The 19,033-nt window shown below is 59.8% G+C and carries 18 protein-coding genes; 9 read left to right on the top strand and 9 right to left on the bottom strand.

Going from position 1 to position 19,033, the window contains the following annotated elements:
- Positions 1 to 133 precede the first annotated feature (133 nt).
- Together glnA and HGP12_RS02500 are read right to left on the bottom strand one after the other, a co-directional pair.
- A complete protein-coding gene (gene glnA, locus HGP12_RS02505) occupies positions 134 to 1,543 on the bottom strand; it encodes a type I glutamate--ammonia ligase (RefSeq protein WP_168838961.1) in 1,410 nt (469 codons plus the stop codon).
- Positions 1,544 to 1,604: 61 nt separating this feature from the next.
- Complete coding sequence (locus HGP12_RS02500; RefSeq protein ID WP_015339877.1) at positions 1,605 to 1,943, bottom strand: P-II family nitrogen regulator; 339 nt, start codon at positions 1,941 to 1,943, stop codon at positions 1,605 to 1,607.
- A 348-nt stretch (positions 1,944 to 2,291) separates the two neighbouring features.
- Here HGP12_RS02500 and HGP12_RS02495 point away from each other — a divergent pair, with 348 nt between their 5' ends.
- Positions 2,292 to 3,767 (top strand): NAD(P)H-hydrate dehydratase, encoded by a 1,476-nt coding sequence (locus HGP12_RS02495; protein WP_168838960.1) that lies wholly within the window; start codon positions 2,292 to 2,294, stop codon positions 3,765 to 3,767.
- A 3-nt stretch (positions 3,768 to 3,770) separates the two neighbouring features.
- On the opposite strand, the gene HGP12_RS02490 is transcribed toward HGP12_RS02495, so the two are convergent.
- Both HGP12_RS02490 and uvrA read right to left on the bottom strand, forming a co-directional pair.
- Positions 3,771 to 4,577, bottom strand: coding sequence for a DUF72 domain-containing protein (locus tag HGP12_RS02490; protein WP_168838959.1), 807 nt, complete (start codon positions 4,575 to 4,577; stop codon positions 3,771 to 3,773).
- Between the two features lie 32 nt (positions 4,578 to 4,609).
- Positions 4,610 to 7,531, bottom strand: a complete 2,922-nt coding sequence (gene uvrA / locus HGP12_RS02485; protein WP_168838958.1) for an excinuclease ABC subunit UvrA — start codon at positions 7,529 to 7,531, stop codon at positions 4,610 to 4,612.
- Positions 7,532 to 7,801: 270 nt separating this feature from the next.
- Between uvrA and HGP12_RS02480 the strand changes: the two genes are divergently transcribed.
- Positions 7,802 to 8,359 carry a single-stranded DNA-binding protein gene (locus HGP12_RS02480; protein WP_168838957.1) on the top strand — a complete coding sequence of 186 codons (558 nt, stop codon included), beginning with the start codon at positions 7,802 to 7,804 and terminating at the stop codon, positions 8,357 to 8,359.
- Positions 8,360 to 8,431: 72 nt separating this feature from the next.
- On the opposite strand, the gene HGP12_RS02475 is transcribed toward HGP12_RS02480, so the two are convergent.
- Complete coding sequence (locus tag HGP12_RS02475; protein WP_168838956.1) at positions 8,432 to 9,064, bottom strand: MarC family protein; 633 nt, start codon at positions 9,062 to 9,064, stop codon at positions 8,432 to 8,434.
- Between the two features lie 224 nt (positions 9,065 to 9,288).
- Between HGP12_RS02475 and gyrA the strand changes: the two genes are divergently transcribed.
- Complete coding sequence (gene gyrA / locus HGP12_RS02470; protein ID WP_168838955.1) at positions 9,289 to 12,084, top strand: DNA gyrase subunit A; 2,796 nt, start codon at positions 9,289 to 9,291, stop codon at positions 12,082 to 12,084.
- Positions 12,085 to 12,226: 142 nt separating this feature from the next.
- Here the strand turns inward: gyrA and HGP12_RS02465 are convergent, their stop codons facing one another.
- The 4 genes from HGP12_RS02465 to HGP12_RS02455 all read right to left on the bottom strand — a co-directional run bounded on the left by HGP12_RS02465 (position 12,227) and on the right by HGP12_RS02455 (position 13,969).
- Positions 12,227 to 13,117, bottom strand: a complete 891-nt coding sequence (locus HGP12_RS02465) for an NAD(P)-dependent oxidoreductase (RefSeq protein WP_168838954.1) — start codon at positions 13,115 to 13,117, stop codon at positions 12,227 to 12,229.
- A 202-nt stretch (positions 13,118 to 13,319) separates the two neighbouring features.
- A complete protein-coding gene (locus HGP12_RS34420; protein ID WP_281023965.1) occupies positions 13,320 to 13,454 on the bottom strand; it encodes a hypothetical protein in 135 nt (44 codons plus the stop codon).
- 40 nt (positions 13,455 to 13,494) lie between these two features.
- Positions 13,495 to 13,653 carry a hypothetical protein gene (locus HGP12_RS02460; protein WP_168838953.1) on the bottom strand — a complete coding sequence of 53 codons (159 nt, stop codon included), beginning with the start codon at positions 13,651 to 13,653 and terminating at the stop codon, positions 13,495 to 13,497.
- Between the two features lie 91 nt (positions 13,654 to 13,744).
- On the bottom strand, positions 13,745 to 13,969 hold the full coding sequence (locus tag HGP12_RS02455; protein ID WP_246703230.1) for a hypothetical protein: 225 nt from the start codon (positions 13,967 to 13,969) through the stop codon (positions 13,745 to 13,747).
- A 201-nt stretch (positions 13,970 to 14,170) separates the two neighbouring features.
- On the opposite strand from HGP12_RS02455, the gene coaD reads away from it, so the two are divergent.
- The 6 genes from coaD (at position 14,171) to HGP12_RS02425 (ending at position 18,859) form a co-directional block, all read left to right on the top strand.
- The gene (coaD, locus tag HGP12_RS02450) at positions 14,171 to 14,683 is read left to right on the top strand and encodes a pantetheine-phosphate adenylyltransferase (RefSeq protein ID WP_168838952.1); all 513 of its coding nucleotides are present in this window, start codon (positions 14,171 to 14,173) and stop codon (positions 14,681 to 14,683) included.
- Positions 14,684 to 14,711: 28 nt separating this feature from the next.
- The gene (locus HGP12_RS02445; RefSeq protein ID WP_168838951.1) at positions 14,712 to 15,284 is read left to right on the top strand and encodes a peptidylprolyl isomerase; all 573 of its coding nucleotides are present in this window, start codon (positions 14,712 to 14,714) and stop codon (positions 15,282 to 15,284) included.
- Positions 15,285 to 15,417: 133 nt separating this feature from the next.
- Entirely contained in the window at positions 15,418 to 15,927 is a 510-nt protein-coding gene (locus tag HGP12_RS02440; RefSeq protein WP_168838950.1) for a peptidylprolyl isomerase, read from the top strand.
- Positions 15,928 to 16,015: 88 nt separating this feature from the next.
- Complete coding sequence (queA, locus tag HGP12_RS02435; protein ID WP_168838949.1) at positions 16,016 to 17,101, top strand: tRNA preQ1(34) S-adenosylmethionine ribosyltransferase-isomerase QueA; 1,086 nt, start codon at positions 16,016 to 16,018, stop codon at positions 17,099 to 17,101.
- 6 nt (positions 17,102 to 17,107) lie between these two features.
- Positions 17,108 to 18,238, top strand: a complete 1,131-nt coding sequence (gene tgt / locus HGP12_RS02430; RefSeq protein WP_168838948.1) for a tRNA guanosine(34) transglycosylase Tgt — start codon at positions 17,108 to 17,110, stop codon at positions 18,236 to 18,238.
- Positions 18,239 to 18,475: 237 nt separating this feature from the next.
- Positions 18,476 to 18,859, top strand: coding sequence for a VOC family protein (locus HGP12_RS02425; RefSeq protein ID WP_168838947.1), 384 nt, complete (start codon positions 18,476 to 18,478; stop codon positions 18,857 to 18,859).
- The last annotated feature ends 174 nt before the right edge of the window (positions 18,860 to 19,033 follow it).

The raw sequence follows: 19,033 nt of genomic DNA, 5'->3' as shown, positions 1-19,033 counted from the left end.
GTCACATCCAGCCCGGTTCTTTGACCGGACAGCGTTCGATGGCCCAATGCGAAAACGCATCTGGCGGGATACCTGCCACTGGCTCCCCAATTGCGAAGAAAGCCCCGGCAAGCCGGGGCTTTCGTATCTGATATCAGACCGAGTAGTACATGTCATACTCGACCGGATGCGGGGTCATTTCAAAACGCATGACCTCCTGCATCTTCAGCTCGATGAAGGCATCGATCTGGTCGTCGTCGAAGACACCGCCGGCCGTCAGGAACTTGCGGTCCTTGTCGAGGCTTTCCAGAGCTTCGCGCAACGAGCCGCAAACCGTCGGGATCTTCTTCAGCTCTTTCGGCGGCAGGTCGTAGAGGTCCTTGTCCATGGCCTTGCCCGGATGGATCTTGTTCTTGATGCCGTCGAGGCCGGCCATCAGCATGGCGGCAAAGCCGAGATAGGGGTTGGCGGTCGGGTCGGGGAAGCGGACTTCGACGCGCTTTGCCTTCGGGTTGGTGCCGAACGGAATGCGGCAGGAGGCGGAACGGTTGCGCGCCGAGTAGGCGAGCAGAACCGGAGCTTCATAACCCGGGACGAGACGCTTGTAGGAGTTCGTCGACGGGTTGGTGAAGGCGTTGATCGCCTTGGCATGCTTGATGATGCCGCCGATATAGTAGAGGCAGCTTTCCGAGAGGCCTGCATATTCGTCGCCGGCGAAGGTGGGCTTGCCGCCCTTCCAGATCGACTGGTGGACGTGCATGCCCGAGCCATTATCGCCGAAGATCGGCTTCGGCATGAAGGTTGCCGTCTTGCCGTAGGCATTGGCGACCTGATGCACGACGTACTTGTAGATCTGCATCTTGTCGGCGTTGCGCACCAGCGTGTCGAACTTGATCCCGAGTTCATGCTGGGCTGCGGCGACTTCGTGGTGATGCTTTTCGACGACGACACCCATTTCGGTGAGAACCGTCAGCATCTCGGAGCGCATGTCCTGGCAGCTGTCGATCGGCGGGACCGGGAAGTAGCCGCCCTTGACGCGTGGACGGTGGCCGAGGTTGCCCGTTTCGTAGTCGGTGTCGTCGTTGGACGGCAGTTCGCTGCTGTCGAGCTTGAAGCCCGTATTGTAGGGATCAGCCTTGTACTTGACGTCGTCGAAGACGAAGAATTCGGCTTCCGGGCCGAAGAAGGCGGTGTCGCCGATGCCGGAGGCCTTCAAGTAGGCCTCAGCCTTCTTGGCGGTGCCGCGCGGGTCGCGATTATAGGCTTCGCCGGAGACCGGGTCGAGAATGTCGCAGAGGATGACCATGGTGGACTGCGCGAAGAAGGGGTCCATATGGACCGTATCCGGATCGGGCATCAGCACCATGTCGGATTCATTGATGGCCTTCCAACCGGCAATCGAGGAACCGTCGAACATGACGCCATCGGCGAACATGTCTTCGTCGACACAGACCACATCCATGGTGAGGTGCTGCAGCTTGCCCTTCGGGTCCGTGAAGCGCAGGTCTACGAACTTGACGTCGTTGTCCTTGATTTGTTTCAAAATTTCGCTTGCGGTCGTCATTAAATTGCTTCCCTTGACTTAGATGACGATTAAACGAGCCGCGGCCGGAGGGCCGGGCGGATTAAATGGCGTCGATGCCCGTCTCGCCGGTGCGGATTCGAATGACTTCTTCCACGTTGGAAACGAAAATCTTTCCGTCGCCGATACGGCCTGTTTGCGCGGCCTTGCGTATGGCCTCGATCACCGCCTCCGCATTTTCGTCGGCCAATACAACTTCGACCTTCACCTTCGGCAGGAAGTCGACGACGTATTCGGCGCCACGGTAAAGCTCCGTGTGGCCCTTTTGACGACCGAAGCCCTTCGCTTCCGTGACGGTGATGCCCTGCAGGCCGACTTCCTGAAGGGCTTCCTTCACTTCGTCGAGCTTGAAGGGCTTAATGATCGCTTCGATCTTTTTCATGAGAAAATGTCTCTCCGCTTCTTCTGTTACAGCAGGACTACTCCCCGCTCGGCCAGCGTGATGCACGTATCATGCCAGTTGAGAACGAGCTGCCGTAGAAAATCCCGGCGAATTCGCACCGAGATGATGGATTGATGAGGATTTTTCGGAAAAATGGAAGCGCTTTCGCGCTGAAATGCATGGGATAAGCAAAATTTCGCAAAAAAGTGCGATGCGCGGTAGGTTTATCCTTCGGTAAAGCCTTGAATGCTATTGGTTATTTATTATGCAAATGCACATTTATCAGTCGATCGGCCTGTTGCAAAAGCGGTTGTTTTTGAGGCAGATTTCGCATCTATAATGGCTGCCATGATGTTGCCGCTAGCCGACCTGCTCCTCACACCCGACGATATGGCCGCTGTCGATAGCGCCGCTGCCGCGTCCGGCATCGATTCCTATGGGCTTATGGAAAGGGCGGGGCAGTCTGTCGCCGCCGTAGCACTTCGGCGCTTTCCCGAGGCGCATCGATATGTCGTGCTTTGCGGGCCGGGTAACAATGGCGGGGACGGGTATGTCGCAGCTCGCGCGCTGCAGCAGGCCGGCGCCGAAATACGGCTTTTCCATCTTGGCGATCCGCAACGGCTCAAGGGCGATGCAGCTCGCGCCTTTGCCGATTGTCCGGCCGGGGGCGAGGCGATCGGCGGCTATGTTCCGGAGGCTGGCGATGTGGTGATCGACGCCATCTTCGGCGCGGGGCTTTCCCGCTACGTTCCCGATGAGGTGGCCACCGTCATTGCGCGGGTCGCCGAAACGAAAGTTCCCGTCATCGCCGTCGATCTGCCGTCCGGCGTCGATGGTCGCAGCGGCCAGATCCTTGGTGCTGCCTTCCATGCTGCGCGTACGGTTACCTTCATGACGCGCAAGCCGGGCCACCTTCTTCTTCCCGGTCGCGACCTGTGCGGGGAGCTGGAGGTTTTCGACATCGGCATTCCCGCCCGCATCGTTCGCGCCCATGCCGATAATCTGATCGCCGAAAACACTCCCGCGCAGTGGCAGGCGAAAATACCGTCGGCGGGCGTCGACACGCACAAATACAAGCGCGGCCATCTCGTCGTCTTTTCAGGCGGGCCGAACGCGACGGGCGCCGCGCGCATGTCGGCCATGGCGGGGCTGAAGGCGGGGGCGGGGCTCGTCACCATCGCCTCGCCGCCCGAAGCGCTTGATGTCAATGCCGGTCTACTCACGGCAATCATGCTGCATGCGGTCAAGGACGAAGCCTCATTGCGGCAATGGCTTGGCGATCAGCGTCTCTCGACCTTCATTCTCGGACCGGGCTTCGGGGCCGGCGAGAAAGCCCGACTGTTTTCCCTCGCGCTCGCGGATCGCCATTTGGTGCTGGATGCGGACGGCATCACTTCATTTCGCGACGAGCCGCAACGGTTGTTCGATGCTTTTGCCGAAGGACCGACACGATTGGTGCTGACGCCGCATGAAGGGGAGTTTGCACGGCTCTTTCCCGATATTGCCGCGGATGAAGCCTTGAGCAAGGTCGACAAGGCGAGGGCGGCCGCAGCGAGAGCCCACGCCGCCATCATCTACAAGGGTGCCGATAGCGTGATTGCCGCACCCGACGGCAGGGCTCTGATCAATGCCAATGCGCCGCCCTGGCTTGCCACGGCCGGCTCCGGCGATGTGCTGGCCGGCATCGTCGGCGGCCTGATGGCGCAGGGCGCCCCCGCTTTCGAAGCGGCGGCTGCCGGCGTCTGGCTGCATGGCCTTGCGGGCCGGCACGCGGGCAAAGGGCTGACGGCCGAAGATCTCGTCGCGGCCGTCAAACCGCTGTAAGAGCTATTTCGCGACTTCTTCCTGCAATGCAATTGCGCCTGGAGGCGCATTCACCTTGCCCTCATGGATCATGAAGGCAAAGACATCGCGCGGCTCGGCTTTGACTTTGCGTTTTGCATCGATCAGCGGCAGATCGTCCGGCACCTTTCCCTCGGCCCAGGTTTTCAGGCGATCGGCCCAGGTTTTCAAATCCTTCGGCGGATAGCAGGTCTTGATATCGTCCGATCCCTTCTGCAGGCGGGCATAGACGAAATCCGCCGTAACATCGGCGATCATCGGATAGTCGAAATGCTCGGCGCAAACAGGCGCCACATTATATTTCTCAAGCAGGGCGATGAAGTCAGGCACCTTGAAGGAATCGTGCCGGACTTCGACGACATGCTTCAGCCCAAGACCATCCTGCTTCGATGGCAGCAGCTTCAGAAAAGCCTCGAAATCATCCGGGTCGAATTTCTTCGTCGGCGCGAATTGCCAAAGCAGCGGCCCCAGATGATCGCCGAGCTCGCTGATGCCGGATTCCAGGAAACGCTGCATCGACTCGCCCGCTTCGGCAAGCACGCGACGGTTGGTCACGAAGCGGGTTGCCTTCAGGGAAAAGATAAAGCCATCGGGAACATCCGCCGCCCATCTGGCGAAGACCTCGGGCTTTTGTGTGCTGTAATAGGTGCCGTTGACCTCGATCACCTTCAGCTGGCGGCTGGCGTAGTTCAGCTCGTCCTTCTGCTTCAGCGTATCGGGATAAAAGGTCCCGCGCCATGGTTCGAAAGTCCAGCCGCCAATGCCTATGCGGATTTCGCCCGCTTTGGTCATTCTCTCCTCCTTGGACGTTCAGTCGGGTGAATTCACTCCGCTGCCGCAACCTTCTTCATCGGACGTCTCTCCAGCAGCTCCTTCAGGAACTGCCCCGTATAGGAGCGCTTTTCGTTGACGATCGCTTCCGGCGTTCCCACAGCAACGATCTCGCCGCCGCCATCGCCGCCTTCCGGACCGAAATCAAGGATCCAGTCGGCCGTCTTGATGACTTCGAGATTGTGCTCGATGACCACGACCGAATTGCCCTGGTTGACCAGCTCGTGCAGCATTTCCAGAAGCTTGGCGACATCGTGGAAATGCAGCCCGGTGGTCGGTTCATCGAGAATGTAGAGCGTGCGGCCCGTCGATCGCTTCGACAATTCCTTGGCTAGCTTGACGCGCTGCGCCTCGCCACCCGAAAGCGTATTGGCCTGCTGTCCCACTTTGATATAGCCGAGGCCGACATCCTTGAGGCTCTGCAGCTTGTCGCGCACGGCGGGGACGGCCGCGAAGAAGTCGACGCCTTCCTCGACCGTCATGTCAAGCACATCGGCGATCGACTTGGTCTTGAAGGTGACGTCGAGGGTTTCGCGATTGTAGCGCTTGCCATGGCAGACGTCGCAGGTGACGTAGACATCGGGCAGGAAGTGCATCTCGATCTTGATGACGCCGTCGCCCTGGCAAGCCTCGCAGCGGCCGCCCTTGACGTTGAAGGAGAAGCGGCCAGGCTGATAGCCGCGCGCCTTGGCTTCCGGCAATCCGGCAAACCAGTCGCGGATCGGCGTGAAGGCGCCGGTATAGGTCGCCGGGTTCGAGCGCGGGGTGCGACCGATCGGCGACTGATCGATGTCGATCACCTTGTCGATATGCTCGAAACCGTCGATGCGGTCGTGATCGGCCGGGATTTCGCGGGCGCCCATAACGCGCCGCGCAGCCGACTTGTAAAGCGTCTCGATCAGGAAGGTGGACTTGCCGCCGCCGGAAACGCCCGTAACGGCCGTGAAAACGCCGAGCGGGATAGAAGCCGTGACATTCTTGAGGTTATTGCCCCTTGCGCCGACGACCTTGATTTCCTTGCCCTTCTTGGGTTTGCGGCGCTCGTCCGGAACCGGCACCCCAAGTTCGCCGGAGAGATATTTACCGGTCAGTGACTTCGGGTTCGCCATGATATCCTGCGGCGTGCCATGCGCCACCACCTGGCCGCCATGCACGCCCGCCGCTGGACCGATATCGACGACATCATCGGCCGTCAGGATCGCATCCTCGTCATGTTCGACGACGATGACGGTGTTGCCGATGTCCCGCAGGTGCTTCAGCGTCTCCAGAAGACGGGCATTGTCGCGCTGATGCAGGCCGATGGATGGCTCGTCGAGAACGTAGAGAACGCCCGTCAGCCCCGAGCCGATCTGCGATGCCAGCCGGATGCGCTGGCTCTCGCCGCCCGAAAGCGTGCCTGAATTGCGCGACAGGCTGAGATATTCAAGGCCGACATCGTTGAGGAAGCGCAGGCGATCACGGATTTCCTTGAGGATGCGGACCGCAATCTCGTTCTGCTTGTCGGTAAAGGTCTCCGGCAACGCCTCGAACCAGTCGCGGGCGATGCGGATGGACATTTCCGCGACCTGGCTGATGTGCAGCTTGTTGATCTTGACCGCCAGAGCCTCCGGCTTCAGGCGATAACCGTTGCAGGCCGGGCAGGGGGCGGCCGACATGAAGCGTTCGATTTCCTCGCGCGCCCAGGCGGAATCCGTTTCCTTCCAGCGCCGCGCTAGGTTCGGCACGATGCCTTCGAAATTCTTGTGCGTGGTGTAGGAGCGCGCGCCATCGGCATAATGGAATTCGATCTTGTCTTCCGTGCCGTTCAGGATCACGTCCTTGGCTTTATCGGACAGCTCGTTCCACCGATTGCCGAGCTTGAAGCCGTAATGCTTGCCGAGCGCTTCCAGCGTCTGGTTGTAATAGGGCGAAGTCGACTTGGCCCAGGGAGCGACGGCGCCGTCGCGAAGCGTGCGTTCCGGCTCCGGCACGATCAGTTCCGGATCGATCTTCTGCTGCGAGCCGAGGCCGTCGCAGGATGGGCAGGCACCGAAGGGATTGTTGAACGAGAACAAGCGCGGCTCGATCTCCGGAATGGTGAAGCCGGAAACCGGGCAGGCGAATTTCTCCGAGAACAATACGCGCTCGTGCGTCTCGTTCAGCGACTTGTTGGCCGAACCGCCGGCGGCGGTTTCCTCCGGCGGCAACGGCTTGTCGGCGAATTCCGCAACCGCGAGGCCGTCGGCGAGCCGCAAAGAGGTCTCGAAGCTGTCGGCCAGTCGAGCCGCCATATCGGGCCGGACAACGATACGGTCGACGACCACGTCGATGTCGTGCTTGTATTTCTTGTCGAGCACCGGCACATCGGCGATTTCATAGAACTGGCCGTCGACCTTGACGCGCTGGAAGCCCTTTTTCATGAGCTCCGCCAGTTCCTTCTTGTATTCGCCCTTACGCCCACGCACGAGCGGCGCCAGAATGTAGAGCCTGGTCCCTTCCTCATAGGCGAGTACGCGGTCTACCATCTGGCTGACCGTCTGGCTCTCGATCGGCAGGCCCGTCACGGGCGAATAGGGAACGCCGACCCTGGCAAACAGCAGACGCATATAGTCATAGATCTCGGTGACCGTGCCGACCGTCGAGCGCGGATTGCGCGACGTGGTCTTCTGCTCGATCGAAATTGCTGGCGAGAGGCCGTCGATCTGATCGACATCCGGCTTCTGCATCATTTCGAGGAACTGGCGCGCATAAGCCGAAAGGCTTTCGACATAACGGCGCTGTCCCTCGGCATAGATGGTATCGAAGGCAAGCGACGACTTGCCGGAGCCGGAAAGGCCGGTCATGACGATCAGCTTGTTGCGGGGCAGGTCGAGATCGATGCCCTTGAGATTGTGCTCGCGCGCACCACGTATGGAAATAGTCTTCAGTTCGCTCATCGTCGATGCAGGTCCTTTGGAGTCTGCCTTTATTTAGTGATGTCAGCCCGCGAGTCGAGGCTGAAATGAAGGGTGGAGCCGGGTTTTCGATTCCGTTGACAAGATCATAGAGACAAATTAGAACAAATAAAGAACAAAATTATTGCGGCGAATTCTTTGTGGATGAACCGAGCTGGGAAGGCCGCATAAATAGCACCTGACGCCTGCTATGGGTTAAGGTGCTCGGATAGAATTTCAAAGCCGTCGATGGGCGGCAAGCAGGGTGGTATCATGGCCGGTAGTGTGAACAAGGTAATTCTAATTGGAAATCTCGGGGCTGACCCGGAAATCCGCCGCACGCAGGACGGTCGCCCGATCGCCAACCTCAACATCGCCACGTCGGAAACCTGGCGCGACCGCAATTCCGGCGAGCGCAAGGAAAAGACGGAATGGCACCGCGTCGTCATCTTCAATGAAGGCCTCTGCAAGGTCGCGGAACAGTATTTGAAGAAGGGCGCCAAGGTCTATATCGAAGGCGCGCTGCAAACCCGCAAGTGGCAGGATCAGAACGGCCAGGATAAATACTCGACCGAAATCGTGCTGCAGGGCTTCAATTCGACCCTGACGATGCTCGATGGCCGTGGTGAAGGCGGCGGCTCGGAAGGCGGCAGCCGTGGCGGACGCGGCGGCGGTGACTTTGGCGGTGGCGATTACGGCGGCGGTGACGATTATGGCCAGCCTTCTTCGCAGGGCTCCTCTCGCGGCGGCGGTGGTGGCAGTCGTGGTGGTAGTAACCAGGGCGGCGGCGGTAATTTCTCGCGCGATCTGGATGATGACATCCCGTTCTGAGGCCGGCCTACGCAATCGGATTTTGAAAGGCCCGCCTTCTTGGTGGGCTTTTTTCATGGAAGGGGGCCGGCTTTATGAAAGGGTCAGTGCCGCCCGAGCGCCGTCAACGACGAATTGTGCGGCAAGCGCCGCCAAGATGACGCCGAGCAGGCGGGTCAGGATGGCGCGGCCAGTCGCGCCGAGCATGCGGTCCAGCCTGTCGGAAATGGCCAATGCGGCAAAGACCAGGCAGAGATTGGCGGCAATGACGCCGATCAGCTGTGCCCGGTCCAGCATCGTCTGCAGGGAGCCTGCGAGCAGGATCGTGGCCGAGATCGCACCCGGACCGGCAATCAGAGGCAGGGCGAGGGGAAAAACTGCGATATTGCGGATATGATCCTTGGTGATAGCAACTTCCGTCGTTTTCTCTTTCCTGTCCTGCCGCCGCTCGAACACCATCTCGAAGGCGATCCAGAAGAGCAGCAGGCCGCCGGCGATGCGGAAGGCGCCGATCGAAATGCCGAGCACGCCGAGGACGCTTGCTCCGAACAGGGCGAAGGCTGCCAGAATGAAGAAGGCGATCAGCGAGCCGCGAAGCGCCACCTGCTTGCGCTCGGAGCGGTTCATGCCCGCCGTAAGTCCGATGAAGAGCGGCGCGAGCCCAGGCGGATCGACAGTGACAAGCAGAGTCGTGAAGGCATTGATCAGCGTATCCGCGCTCGCCATATAGTCCCCGGAGCTTGTTCTATCGTTGTTATCGGACATTGTTATGCGAGGAATGGGCTTTCGCAAAGGGCCATGCGCCGGTGTCGGCGGGTTTCGCCATGGAAATGTTCGATTCCATGGCTTAAAGGGGCAAAACCTGTTCAAAAACACCGGCCAAAATTGGCGCTCGCCAGGCCTTTCGGCTATAAATTTCGCAGTGATTCTAAAAGAGATCGTGATCTGTTTTGACTGAGCAAACACCACCCGGCGGCGGGAAGCTCCCGCCAGGCATCGAACCGATTTCCATCATGGAGGAAATGCAGCGGTCGTATCTCGATTACGCCATGAGCGTGATCGTCAGCCGCGCGCTTCCCGACGTTCGCGACGGTCTCAAGCCCGTTCATCGGCGCATCCTCTATGCGGCCCATCAGAGCGGCTATCACTGGAACCGCAAATATGTGAAGTCGGCCCGCCCCGTCGCCGACGTCATGGGTAGTTACCACCCGCACGGCGACTCCTCGATCTATGATGCCTTGGTCCGCATGGCTCAGGATTGGTCGATGCGCGTGCCGCTCATCGACGGGCAGGGTAATTTCGGTTCCATCGACGGCGATCCGCCGGCGGCGATGCGTTATACGGAATCGCGCCTGGCGAAGGTCGCCCACGAGCTTCTCGAGGATATCGACAAGGAAACGGTCGATTTCCAGGAAAACTACGACGCAACGACGGAAGAGCCGAAGGTTCTGCCGGCGCGCTTCCCGAACCTGCTGGTCAACGGCTCCGGCGGCATTGCCGTCGGCATGGCGACCAACATTCCGCCGCACAACCTCTCCGAAGTGATCGACGGCTGTATCGCCCTCATCGACAATCCGGCCATCGAACTGGCTGACATCATGCAGATCATCCCCGGTCCGGATTTCCCGACCGGCGCGAAGATTCTCGGCCGCGCCGGCATCCGTTCCGCCTATGAGACGGGCCGCGGCTCCGTCGTCATGCGCGGTGTCGCGACGATCGAGCCGATGCGCGGCGATCGCGAGCAGATCATCATCACCGAGATCCCCTTCCAGGTGAACAAGGCGTCGATGATCGAGAAGATGGCCGAACTGGTGCGCGACAAGCGCATCGAGGGCATCTCCGACCTGCGCGACGAATCCGACCGTCAGGGCTATCGCGTCGTCGTCGAGCTGAAGCGCGATGCCAATGCCGATGTTATCCTCAATCAGCTTTATCGCTACACGCCGCTGCAGACCTCCTTCGGCTGCAACATGGTGGCGCTGAACGGCGGCAAGCCCGAGCAGATGAACCTGATGGACATGCTGCGCGCCTTCGTGGCGTTCCGCGAGGAGGTCATCAGCCGCCGCACCAAATATCTGCTGCGCAAGGCGCGCGATCGCGCTCACGTCTTGGTCGGCCTGGCGATTGCCGTCGCCAATATCGACGAAGTCATCCGCGTCATCCGCCAGGCGCCCGATCCGCAATCAGCCCGCGAAGAGCTGATGACGCGCCGCTGGAACGCCGCGGATGTCGAGTCCCTTATCCGGCTAATCGATGACCCTCGTCACCGTATCAACGAAGACGGCACCTACAACCTCTCGGAAGAGCAGGCCCGCGCCATTCTCGAACTGCGTCTGGCACGTCTGACCGCTCTCGGTCGCGATGAAATCGATGAAGAGCTCAATCAGATCGGCGTCGAGATCAAGGACTATCTCGATATTCTCTCTTCGCGCGTCCGCATCCAAACCATCGTAAAAGACGAGCTTTCTGCTGTTCGCGAAGAGTTCGGAACGCCGCGCCGCACCGAGATCGTCGATGGCGGTCTCGAAATGGATGACGAGGATCTGATTGCCCGCGAGGACATGGTCGTCACCGTTTCCCATCTCGGCTACATCAAACGCGTGCCGCTGACCACCTATCGCGCGCAGCGCCGCGGCGGCAAGGGCCGCTCGGGCATGACGACCCGCGACGAAGATTTCGTTACGCGTCTATTCGTTCTCAATACGCATACGCCCGTTCTGTTCTTCTCGTCGCGCGGCATCGTCTACAAGGAAAAGGTCTGGCGTCTGCCGATCGGCACGCCGACTTCGCGTGGCAAGGCGCTGATCAACATGCTGCCGCTTGAGCCGGGAGAGCGTATCACCACGATCATGCCTCTGCCCGAGGATGAGGACAGCTGGGATAATCTCGACGTGATGTTCACGACGACGCGCGGAACCGTGCGCCGCAACAAGCTGTCGGATTTCGTGCAGGTGAACCGCAACGGCAAGATCGCCATGAAGCTCGAGGAGGAGGGCGATGAAATCCTCTCCGTCGAGACCTGCACCGAACGCGACGACGTGCTGATGACGACGGCGCTCGGCCAGTGCATCCGTTTCTCGGTTTCGGACGTGCGCGTCTTTGCCGGCCGTAACTCCATCGGCGTGCGCGGCATCAGCCTTGCATCCGGAGACCGCATCATCTCGATGACGATCGTCCGTCACGTGGATGCGGAACCTTGGGAACGTGCGGCCTATCTCAAGCGCTCCGTCAACGAACGTCGCTCCGCAACGGGAGACGACGAGGAAATCGCTCTGGTCGGTGAAGAAGTCACCGAAGAGGGACAGCTCAGCGACGAGCGTTACGAAGAACTCAAGGCGTTCGAGCAGTTCGTTCTGACGGTCTCGGAAAAGGGCTTCGGCAAGCGTTCGTCTTCGTATGATTTCCGTATCTCCGGCCGCGGCGGCAAGGGTATCCGCGCCACCGATACGTCGAAGACGGGCGAGATCGGCGAACTCGTTGCCGCCTTCCCGGTCGAAGATGGCGATCAGATCATGCTCGTCTCGGATGGCGGCCAGCTGATCCGCGTCCCTGTCGGCGGCATCCGCGTCGCCAGCCGCGCCACCAAGGGCGTCACCATCTTCTCCACCGCCAAGGATGAGAAGGTCGTATCCGTCGAGCGCATCAGCGAGCCGGAAGGCGAAGATGACGCGACGGTCGAGGATGACGCCGTAGCCGGTGAGGCAGAGGATGCCGGCGGCGACGTCGAGGGTGGCGGCGAAGAATAGGACTGCGCTGCAACCCGGTCGGAAAGCTGTAGGCTGACCGATCTGCTTGAAATGGAAGTTTTTCAATCGCATGAGCTTGGCAACAGGCTCATGCGATTATTTTTGGAGCGTAAGCTTGCTTGGCGGAAGATCGCAATAGGATCTATTCGGATTGTTTATTGTTTTGGGAGAGGGGCGGCAGAACTTCCAGGCTTTCCCGATCCAGCTGTGCGAGAACCTCGTCATAGCCGAAACGGAAATGCCATCCGAGGACCGTGCCCGCGGATTTCGCGGCATAGACGCGATCGATGCTTTGCGGCAGCGGCCAGTTTCGTTGCGCAAATTTTGCGGCAAGACCCGGAGCGCGCAATTGGATGACGGAAGCTGCATCGGCGGCGAGCGCTTCACAATCTTCCGGCTTGAACAGCGTGCCGGCGGAAATGATATGCCGTTGAAAATCCCTGCCGCCATTCGTCAGCGCCGCGACATGGGCATCCGCCACATCCCGGATATCGACGCCACGATGCAGCCGGTAGACGGCTATTACATTGGCTGGTTCCGGAAAGCTCCGAGACATGCGTAAAACGCGCACCTGCAAATCCGGGCCGGCCATATCGGCCAAAACTCGTTCGGCTTCCAGTTTCGTGCGGTGATAGATGCTTTTCGGTTGTGGCGCCGTGTCTTCGTCGATCCATGTGCATCGGCCGGGAGCGGCTGCGTGGCCATAGAGCGCAGTCGTGCTGGTAAACACCACTCGTTTGACGCCGGCTGCCAAGGATGCTTCCGCCAGGAAGCGCGTTCCTTCCACATTGATGCGGCGAAACTCGTCATCGGAGATCGTGCCGACATGTGGAGCGTGCAGGGCCGCGCAATGGATAATCGCGTCCGCCTCCTTCAGCGCCTGGCGCAGCAGCATCGCATCGGTAAAATCGCCAACGAGATGTGTCGTCAAAAACGGTGAACGGTCGATCCCTACGATCGAGTGTTTTGTCGCCAGCGCATTGAAGATCGCCCGGCCAAGCCGGCCTGAACTGCCTGTCAGAACAATGCGCATGTCGCTCCCCTGATGAACTGACCGATCATGGCACGATTGTAGCGATTGCCGCGCTTCTTGTTGCAAGATCAGGCGCTTGCAGAGTGGCGGCAGGATGCGAGGGCAGGTGTATCGGCAATAAAAAACCGGACGCTGGCGGGGTAGCGTCCGGTTCATGGTCCATCCGAGCATCTGGCGGGGAGAGGATGCTCGGTACGCGGAATTAGAGCGTCTTGTGACGCTTATGCAGTCTCTTGCTCTCTTCGCTCTCGCGATGGAGCGCCGAAATGGTGGATGCGACAGACACGATAAACATGATGCTGATGAAAAGTGTAAGCAGCGTCAAAATTGTGAACATGATCGCTCCCTCCTTTAGTGGAACTAGCGTTCAGATCCCTTTAGTATTGGCTCGAGGCAACGAAGGGACGAGCCGAAGCAAAGGGACCGTAGACCTTCGACTGGTCGGGTTTCTGATCGTAAAGCGCAACGGTTGCCGCGAGCATTCCCGAAATCATGGCCATCCAAACAACGTTAATGAGGGTGATCTTGTCGGGCATACTCTTGTTCCTTCTTGCCGCAATATGCGAACTGAGTTTCGGACTGTTAACGCGGCGTTTCCGAAATGGTTCCGCCGATGTTGAGGGCTATCTAGCAATGCGCGCCTGAAGCGACCTTGAATGCCGTGTTCATCTGGCGTTCAGATTCGCGATGCGTTTTGCGCATGGCAGTGGCGATTTTTTGGGCAAAATCGATGTCTTTGCCGTTTTCAAAGGCGGAATCCCATTCGATCTCATAGTTGTCGGCGAAAAGGTGAACGAGATATTCGACGAAAAATGAACCGACGATGGCGCCTGCGATGATGAAGACGAGCATGGCATGATTTCCCTGAGGCGGAGATCAGCGAGCCAGTGAACCAGGCCCGTTTCGATGTTGAAGCCAGTAAAGCATTGCCGAGCTGAAACGGGCTTGAACGTCGCATTCATCCGGCATTCACAGGCGGTCCCTGGGTTGCAAATGACTTGCGATGCGGCCTCATCCATGACAAAAGGCGTCAAAACAACGAGCCGGCTTGGTATGACGACAGCCTTTTATCCCGGATCCTTCGACCCGATGACCAACGGACATCTGGATGTCCTCGTGCAGGCGTTGAACGTCGCCTCGAATGTGATCGTCGCGATCGGCGTTCACCCCGGCAAGAAGCCGCTCTTCTCCTTCGAAGAGCGGGCGGAACTGATCCGCAGATCGCTCTCCGAGGCTCTGCCGCAGAAGGCGGATGCCATTTCCGTCGTCGCCTTCGACAATCTGGTCGTTGATGCCGCCCGCATTCATGGCGCTACCTTGCTGGTGCGCGGTCTGCGCGATGGCACCGACCTCGACTATGAAATGCAGATGGCCGGCATGAACCGGCAGATGGCGCCGGATATCCAGACGCTGTTTCTGCCGGCAGGTACGGCCTCGCGGCCCATAACCGCCACATTGGTGCGGCAGATCGCATCCATGGGCGGCGATGTCAGCGCCTTCGTGCCGTCAGCGGTTCTGGAAGCCCTGACCGACAAACTCAAAGATACGGCCAGCGTCAAAAACTGAGCCCAATTCATTTCCGAACGGAGCATCCATGAAACTCTTTCATATCGCATTGGCAGGCGCTTTGAGCCTTGCCGCCTTCGCAGGTAGCGCAATCTCGGCTGCGGCCGCCGATCTCCTGACGATCCAGCTCAAGGACGGTCCGGTCGTTATCCAGTTGATGCCCGAAGTTGCTCCGAAGCATGTCGCGCAGATCGAAGCGCTGGCAAAGAAGGGTGCTTACGACAACGTCGTCTTCCACCGCGTCATCGATGGTTTCATGGCCCAGACCGGTGACGTCCAGTACGGCAATGCAACGAAGGGCTATGATCCCAACAAGGCTGGCACCGGCGGTTCCGACCTGCCGAATCTTCCGGCCGAATTCTCCAAGGTTCCGTTCCAGCGCGGCACCGTCGGCATGGCGCGCGCGCAGGATCCGAACTCGGCCAATTCGCAGTTCTTCATCATGTTCGCCAATGGCGATTTCCTGAATGGCCAGTATACGGTCGTCGGCAAGGTCGTCTCCGGCATGGAGCTTGTCGACAAGATCAAGCGTGGCGAAGGCCAGAACGGCGAAGTGAGCAATCCGGACAAGATGGTCAAGGTCACCGTCACCAAGAAGTAATTTCACAGGCATGATCCCAAAAAGTGCGATGCGGTTTTTGGACAAGATCATGCCGAGACCAGCGACATGATCCCGAAGGCACGATGCTGCTTCGGGATCATGTGCAATCAAGAAGAGAGAAGAGGAAACGAACATGGCTGAGATCAAGGATCCAGAAAACACCCTCATCCTGGAAACCACCAAGGGCCAGGTTGTCATTCAGCTTCTGCCGCAGGTCGCTCCCGAGCATGTTGCCCGCGTCAAGGAACTCGCGCGCGAGAAGGCCTATGACGGCGTCGTCTTCCATCGCGTCATCGATGGCTTCATGGCGCAGACCGGCGACGTGCAGTTCGGCAAGCAGGGTAGCGAAACCTTCAATCCCGGCCGCGCCGGCATGGGCGGCTCCTCCAAGCCGGATCTGAAGGCGGAATTTTCGGCGACTTCGCATATACGCGGCACCTGCTCCATGGCACGCTCTCAGAACCCGAACTCGGCCAACTCGCAGTTCTTCATCTGCTTTGCCGACGCTCCGTGGCTGAACAAGCAGTACTCCGTCTGGGGTCAGGTCATCTCCGGCATGGAATTCGTCGACCAGATCAAGCGCGGCGAGCCGGTGAAGGATCCGGATTCGATCGTATCCGCGCGGGTTGCCGCCGACGTTTGATCGTGATTATTCCTGAAACCCGCCTCTTGCGCTTCTGGCGTGAGGGGCGGGTTTCGCTTTGCCTGAACGAACTGCCTGGACCAATTGAATGCGTGTTGACCTTTTCGATTTCGATCTGCCGGAGGAGCGTATCGCGCTCAGGCCCGTCGAGCCGCGCGATAGCGCGCGCCTGCTCGTCGTCGATCCGAACGATGGCTCGAATACGCTGAGCGACCATCAGGTGCGGGATTTCCCGTCTTTCCTGCGTCCCGGCGACGCCGTGGTTTTCAACGATACCAAGGTGATACCGGCGCAGCTTGAAGGCATTCGTCATCGCGAGGGCGCGCCCGGCCAACAGGTTTCGGCAACCCTGCATATGCGCGCCGCACCCGATCGCTGGAAGGCCTTTGCCAGGCCGGGAAAGCGCATCAAGATCGGTGACCGTATTCAGTTCGGTCACGGCGAAAATGTCTGTGCGCTCGGTTCGCTCGACGCGACTGTCGAGGAAAAGGGCGAGGGCGGCGAGATCACCCTGCGGTTCGATCTGTCCGGTCCGTCGCTGGACGAGGCGATCGCCGCGGTCGGTCACATTCCCCTGCCGCCCTACATTGCCGCCAAACGTCCGGAAGACGAGCGCGATCGCGCCGACTATCAGACAATCTACGCGCGGGAGGAGGGCGCCGTCGCGGCACCCACCGCCGGCCTGCATTTCACGCCATCCCTGTTTGCAGCGCTTGATGCCCTGGGTGTCGAGCGGCATTTCGTGACACTGCATGTCGGCGCCGGCACCTTCCTGCCTGTTAAGGCCGATGATACCGAAGACCACAAGATGCATTTCGAGATCGGCTATGTCGATGCCGAAACCGCCGCCACGCTCAATGCCGTCAAGGCGAGGGGCGGGCGCATCGTCTGCGTCGGAACCACATCGCTAAGACTGATCGAAAGTGCCGCCGCCGATGATGGCACCATCCAGCCCTGGCAGGGCGCCACCGGCATCTTCATCACGCCCGGCTACCGCTTCAAGGCCGTGGATATGCTGATGACCAATTTTCACCTGCCGCGCTCGACCCTGTTCATGCTCGTATCGGCGTTTGCCGGCCTCGATACGATGCGCGCGGCCTATACCCATGCTATCGAGACGGGCTATCGCTTCTATTCCTATGGCGATGGCAGCCTGCTCTACCGGAAAGACTAGAACGAGATGAGCGAGAGCTTTCAGTTTCAATTGAAAAAGACCGACGGCGGCGCGCGCCTCGGCGAAGTCTCCATGCCGCGCGGCACGATCCGCACGCCGGCCTTCATGCCCGTCGGCACGGTCGGTACCGTCAAGGCCATGTATCTCGACCAGGTGCGCGAGACGGGCGCCGATATCATTCTCGGCAATACCTATCATCTGATGCTGCGCCCGACGGCCGAGCGCGTCGCCCGCCTCGGCGGCCTGCACCAGCTGATCCGCTGGCCGCATCCGATCCTCACCGATTCCGGCGGTTTCCAGGTGATGTCGCTGTCCGGTCTGCGGAAATTGGACGAGCAGGGCGTCACCTTCAAATCGCATGTCGACGGCAGCCTGCATCACATGTCGCCGGAGCGATCGATCGAGATCCAGGGATTGCTCGGTTCCGACATCCAGATGCAGCTCGACGAGTGTGTTGCCTTGCCGGCGACGCCGAAGGAAATCGAGCGCGCCATGGAGATGTCGCTGCGCTGGGCCGAACGCTGCAAGGTGGCTTTCGGCAATCAGCCCGGCAAGGCGATGTTCGGTATCGTGCAGGGCGGCGACGTTCCGGAGCTTCGCGTCCGTTCCGCGCAGGCGCTGAGTGGCATGGACCTCAAGGGCTATGCCATCGGCGGCCTTGCCGTCGGCGAGCCACAGGAAGTCATGCTGCGCATGCTGGAGATCACGCTTCCCGAACTGCCGACGGAGAAGCCGCGTTATCTGATGGGGGTCGGCACGCCGGACGATATCCTGAAGTCGGTCGCCCTCGGCATCGACATGTTCGATTGCGTGATGCCGACCCGCTCGGGCCGTCACGGTTTGGCCTTCACCCGTCGCGGCAAGGTGAATATCCGCAACGCCCGCCATGCCGAAGATATGCGCCCGCTCGACGAGCAGTCCAGCTGCCCGGCCTCGCGCGATTATTCCCGAGCCTATCTGCATCATCTCGTCCGTGCGAACGAGGCGCTCGGCGGCATGCTGCTCTCCTGGCACAATCTCGCTTACTACCAGGAACTGATGAAGGGCATCCGTCAGGCGATCGCCGAAGGCCGTTTCGCCGACTTCATGGCCGAAACGATGGAGAACTGGGCGAGGGGCGATCTCGAGCCGGTTTGACAGCCGGTTGAGCTCGCTCCCGGCCTGCTTCGCTTGTCTGCAAGGCGATTTCACGCTATCGGGAATCGTCGAAAAAGGCAGGGTCGTTTTCGGTAAGCCCGACCCCTTCCATTCGGAAGCTCTGCTCCACGCCATCGGCGTGAGAACCCACGACGCGGAACTTGGTCATTCTGGCCGAGTGTCCTGCGTTGACGTGGGTGTTTGACCTGTCTCCGCGGGAAACCCTATGGAGCTGTCATGAGATTGAACCACCTCGATTTGCATGTGCCCGATGTGGCCTCGACCCGGGACTTTCTTGTTACCGCATTCGGCTTGACCGAAGTCGAGACGCGCGGGGCCAATGGTCTCGCCATCCTGCGCGATGATGCCGGCCTTGAGCTGGTCATCAGCCGTCCCGGCGAGAAATTCGGAGGCGCCGATACGGTTACGGTCGGCCGCAATACCTATCATATCGGCTTCATTCTGCCGTCCCGCGAGGCGGTCGACGCGCAGTATGAAAGGGTCAAGGCGGCGGGCCACGAGATCTGGCAGCCGCCGGCTGCGATCCGTGGCGGATGGCTATTCTACTGCTTCGCGCCGGGGCGAATCCTCATCGAGGTCGGATGGCGGCCAAGCGGTTAATCGGCGTGGTAAATCCTTTATTATCGATTGATTGCTATGTTTAAGGCATATCGTTTTGAACTGGCTGGAACAGGCTTGCCGTGGGCAATTTCTGTCTCCAGTCGTGTTTCATAATGGGCTTTTCGACAATAAAGCATTGGGAAAAATAGCGAATCGGAATAAACGGTCCTTCCG

Origin of the sequence: Rhizobium sp. P28RR-XV (assembly GCF_012641385.1) — a bacterium.
Lineage (GTDB): Bacteria > Pseudomonadota > Alphaproteobacteria > Rhizobiales > Rhizobiaceae > Rhizobium.
This window is presented reverse-complemented; position numbering and strand designations above follow the sequence as displayed.

What these genes read in the sequence shown, in the direction of transcription:
- glnA (WP_168838961.1), bottom strand. Translation starts at nt 1,543, where the DNA reads ATGACGACCGCAAGCGAAATTTTGAAACAAATCAAGGACAACGACGTC.
- HGP12_RS02500 (WP_015339877.1), bottom strand. Translation starts at nt 1,943, where the DNA reads ATGAAAAAGATCGAAGCGATCATTAAGCCCTTCAAGCTCGACGAAGTG.
- HGP12_RS02495 (WP_168838960.1), top strand. Translation starts at nt 2,292, where the DNA reads ATGATGTTGCCGCTAGCCGACCTGCTCCTCACACCCGACGATATGGCC.
- HGP12_RS02490 (WP_168838959.1), bottom strand. Translation starts at nt 4,577, where the DNA reads ATGACCAAAGCGGGCGAAATCCGCATAGGCATTGGCGGCTGGACTTTC.
- uvrA (WP_168838958.1), bottom strand. Translation starts at nt 7,531, where the DNA reads ATGAGCGAACTGAAGACTATTTCCATACGTGGTGCGCGCGAGCACAAT.
- HGP12_RS02480 (WP_168838957.1), top strand. Translation starts at nt 7,802, where the DNA reads ATGGCCGGTAGTGTGAACAAGGTAATTCTAATTGGAAATCTCGGGGCT.
- HGP12_RS02475 (WP_168838956.1), bottom strand. Translation starts at nt 9,064, where the DNA reads ATGGCGAGCGCGGATACGCTGATCAATGCCTTCACGACTCTGCTTGTC.
- HGP12_RS02465 (WP_168838954.1), bottom strand. Translation starts at nt 13,117, where the DNA reads ATGCGCATTGTTCTGACAGGCAGTTCAGGCCGGCTTGGCCGGGCGATC.
- HGP12_RS34420 (WP_281023965.1), bottom strand. Translation starts at nt 13,454, where the DNA reads ATGTTCACAATTTTGACGCTGCTTACACTTTTCATCAGCATCATGTTT.
- HGP12_RS02460 (WP_168838953.1), bottom strand. Translation starts at nt 13,653, where the DNA reads ATGCCCGACAAGATCACCCTCATTAACGTTGTTTGGATGGCCATGATT.
- HGP12_RS02455 (WP_246703230.1), bottom strand. Translation starts at nt 13,969, where the DNA reads ATGCTCGTCTTCATCATCGCAGGCGCCATCGTCGGTTCATTTTTCGTC.
- coaD (WP_168838952.1), top strand. Translation starts at nt 14,171, where the DNA reads ATGACGACAGCCTTTTATCCCGGATCCTTCGACCCGATGACCAACGGA.
- HGP12_RS02445 (WP_168838951.1), top strand. Translation starts at nt 14,712, where the DNA reads ATGAAACTCTTTCATATCGCATTGGCAGGCGCTTTGAGCCTTGCCGCC.
- HGP12_RS02440 (WP_168838950.1), top strand. Translation starts at nt 15,418, where the DNA reads ATGGCTGAGATCAAGGATCCAGAAAACACCCTCATCCTGGAAACCACC.
- queA (WP_168838949.1), top strand. Translation starts at nt 16,016, where the DNA reads ATGCGTGTTGACCTTTTCGATTTCGATCTGCCGGAGGAGCGTATCGCG.
- tgt (WP_168838948.1), top strand. Translation starts at nt 17,108, where the DNA reads ATGAGCGAGAGCTTTCAGTTTCAATTGAAAAAGACCGACGGCGGCGCG.
- HGP12_RS02425 (WP_168838947.1), top strand. Translation starts at nt 18,476, where the DNA reads ATGAGATTGAACCACCTCGATTTGCATGTGCCCGATGTGGCCTCGACC.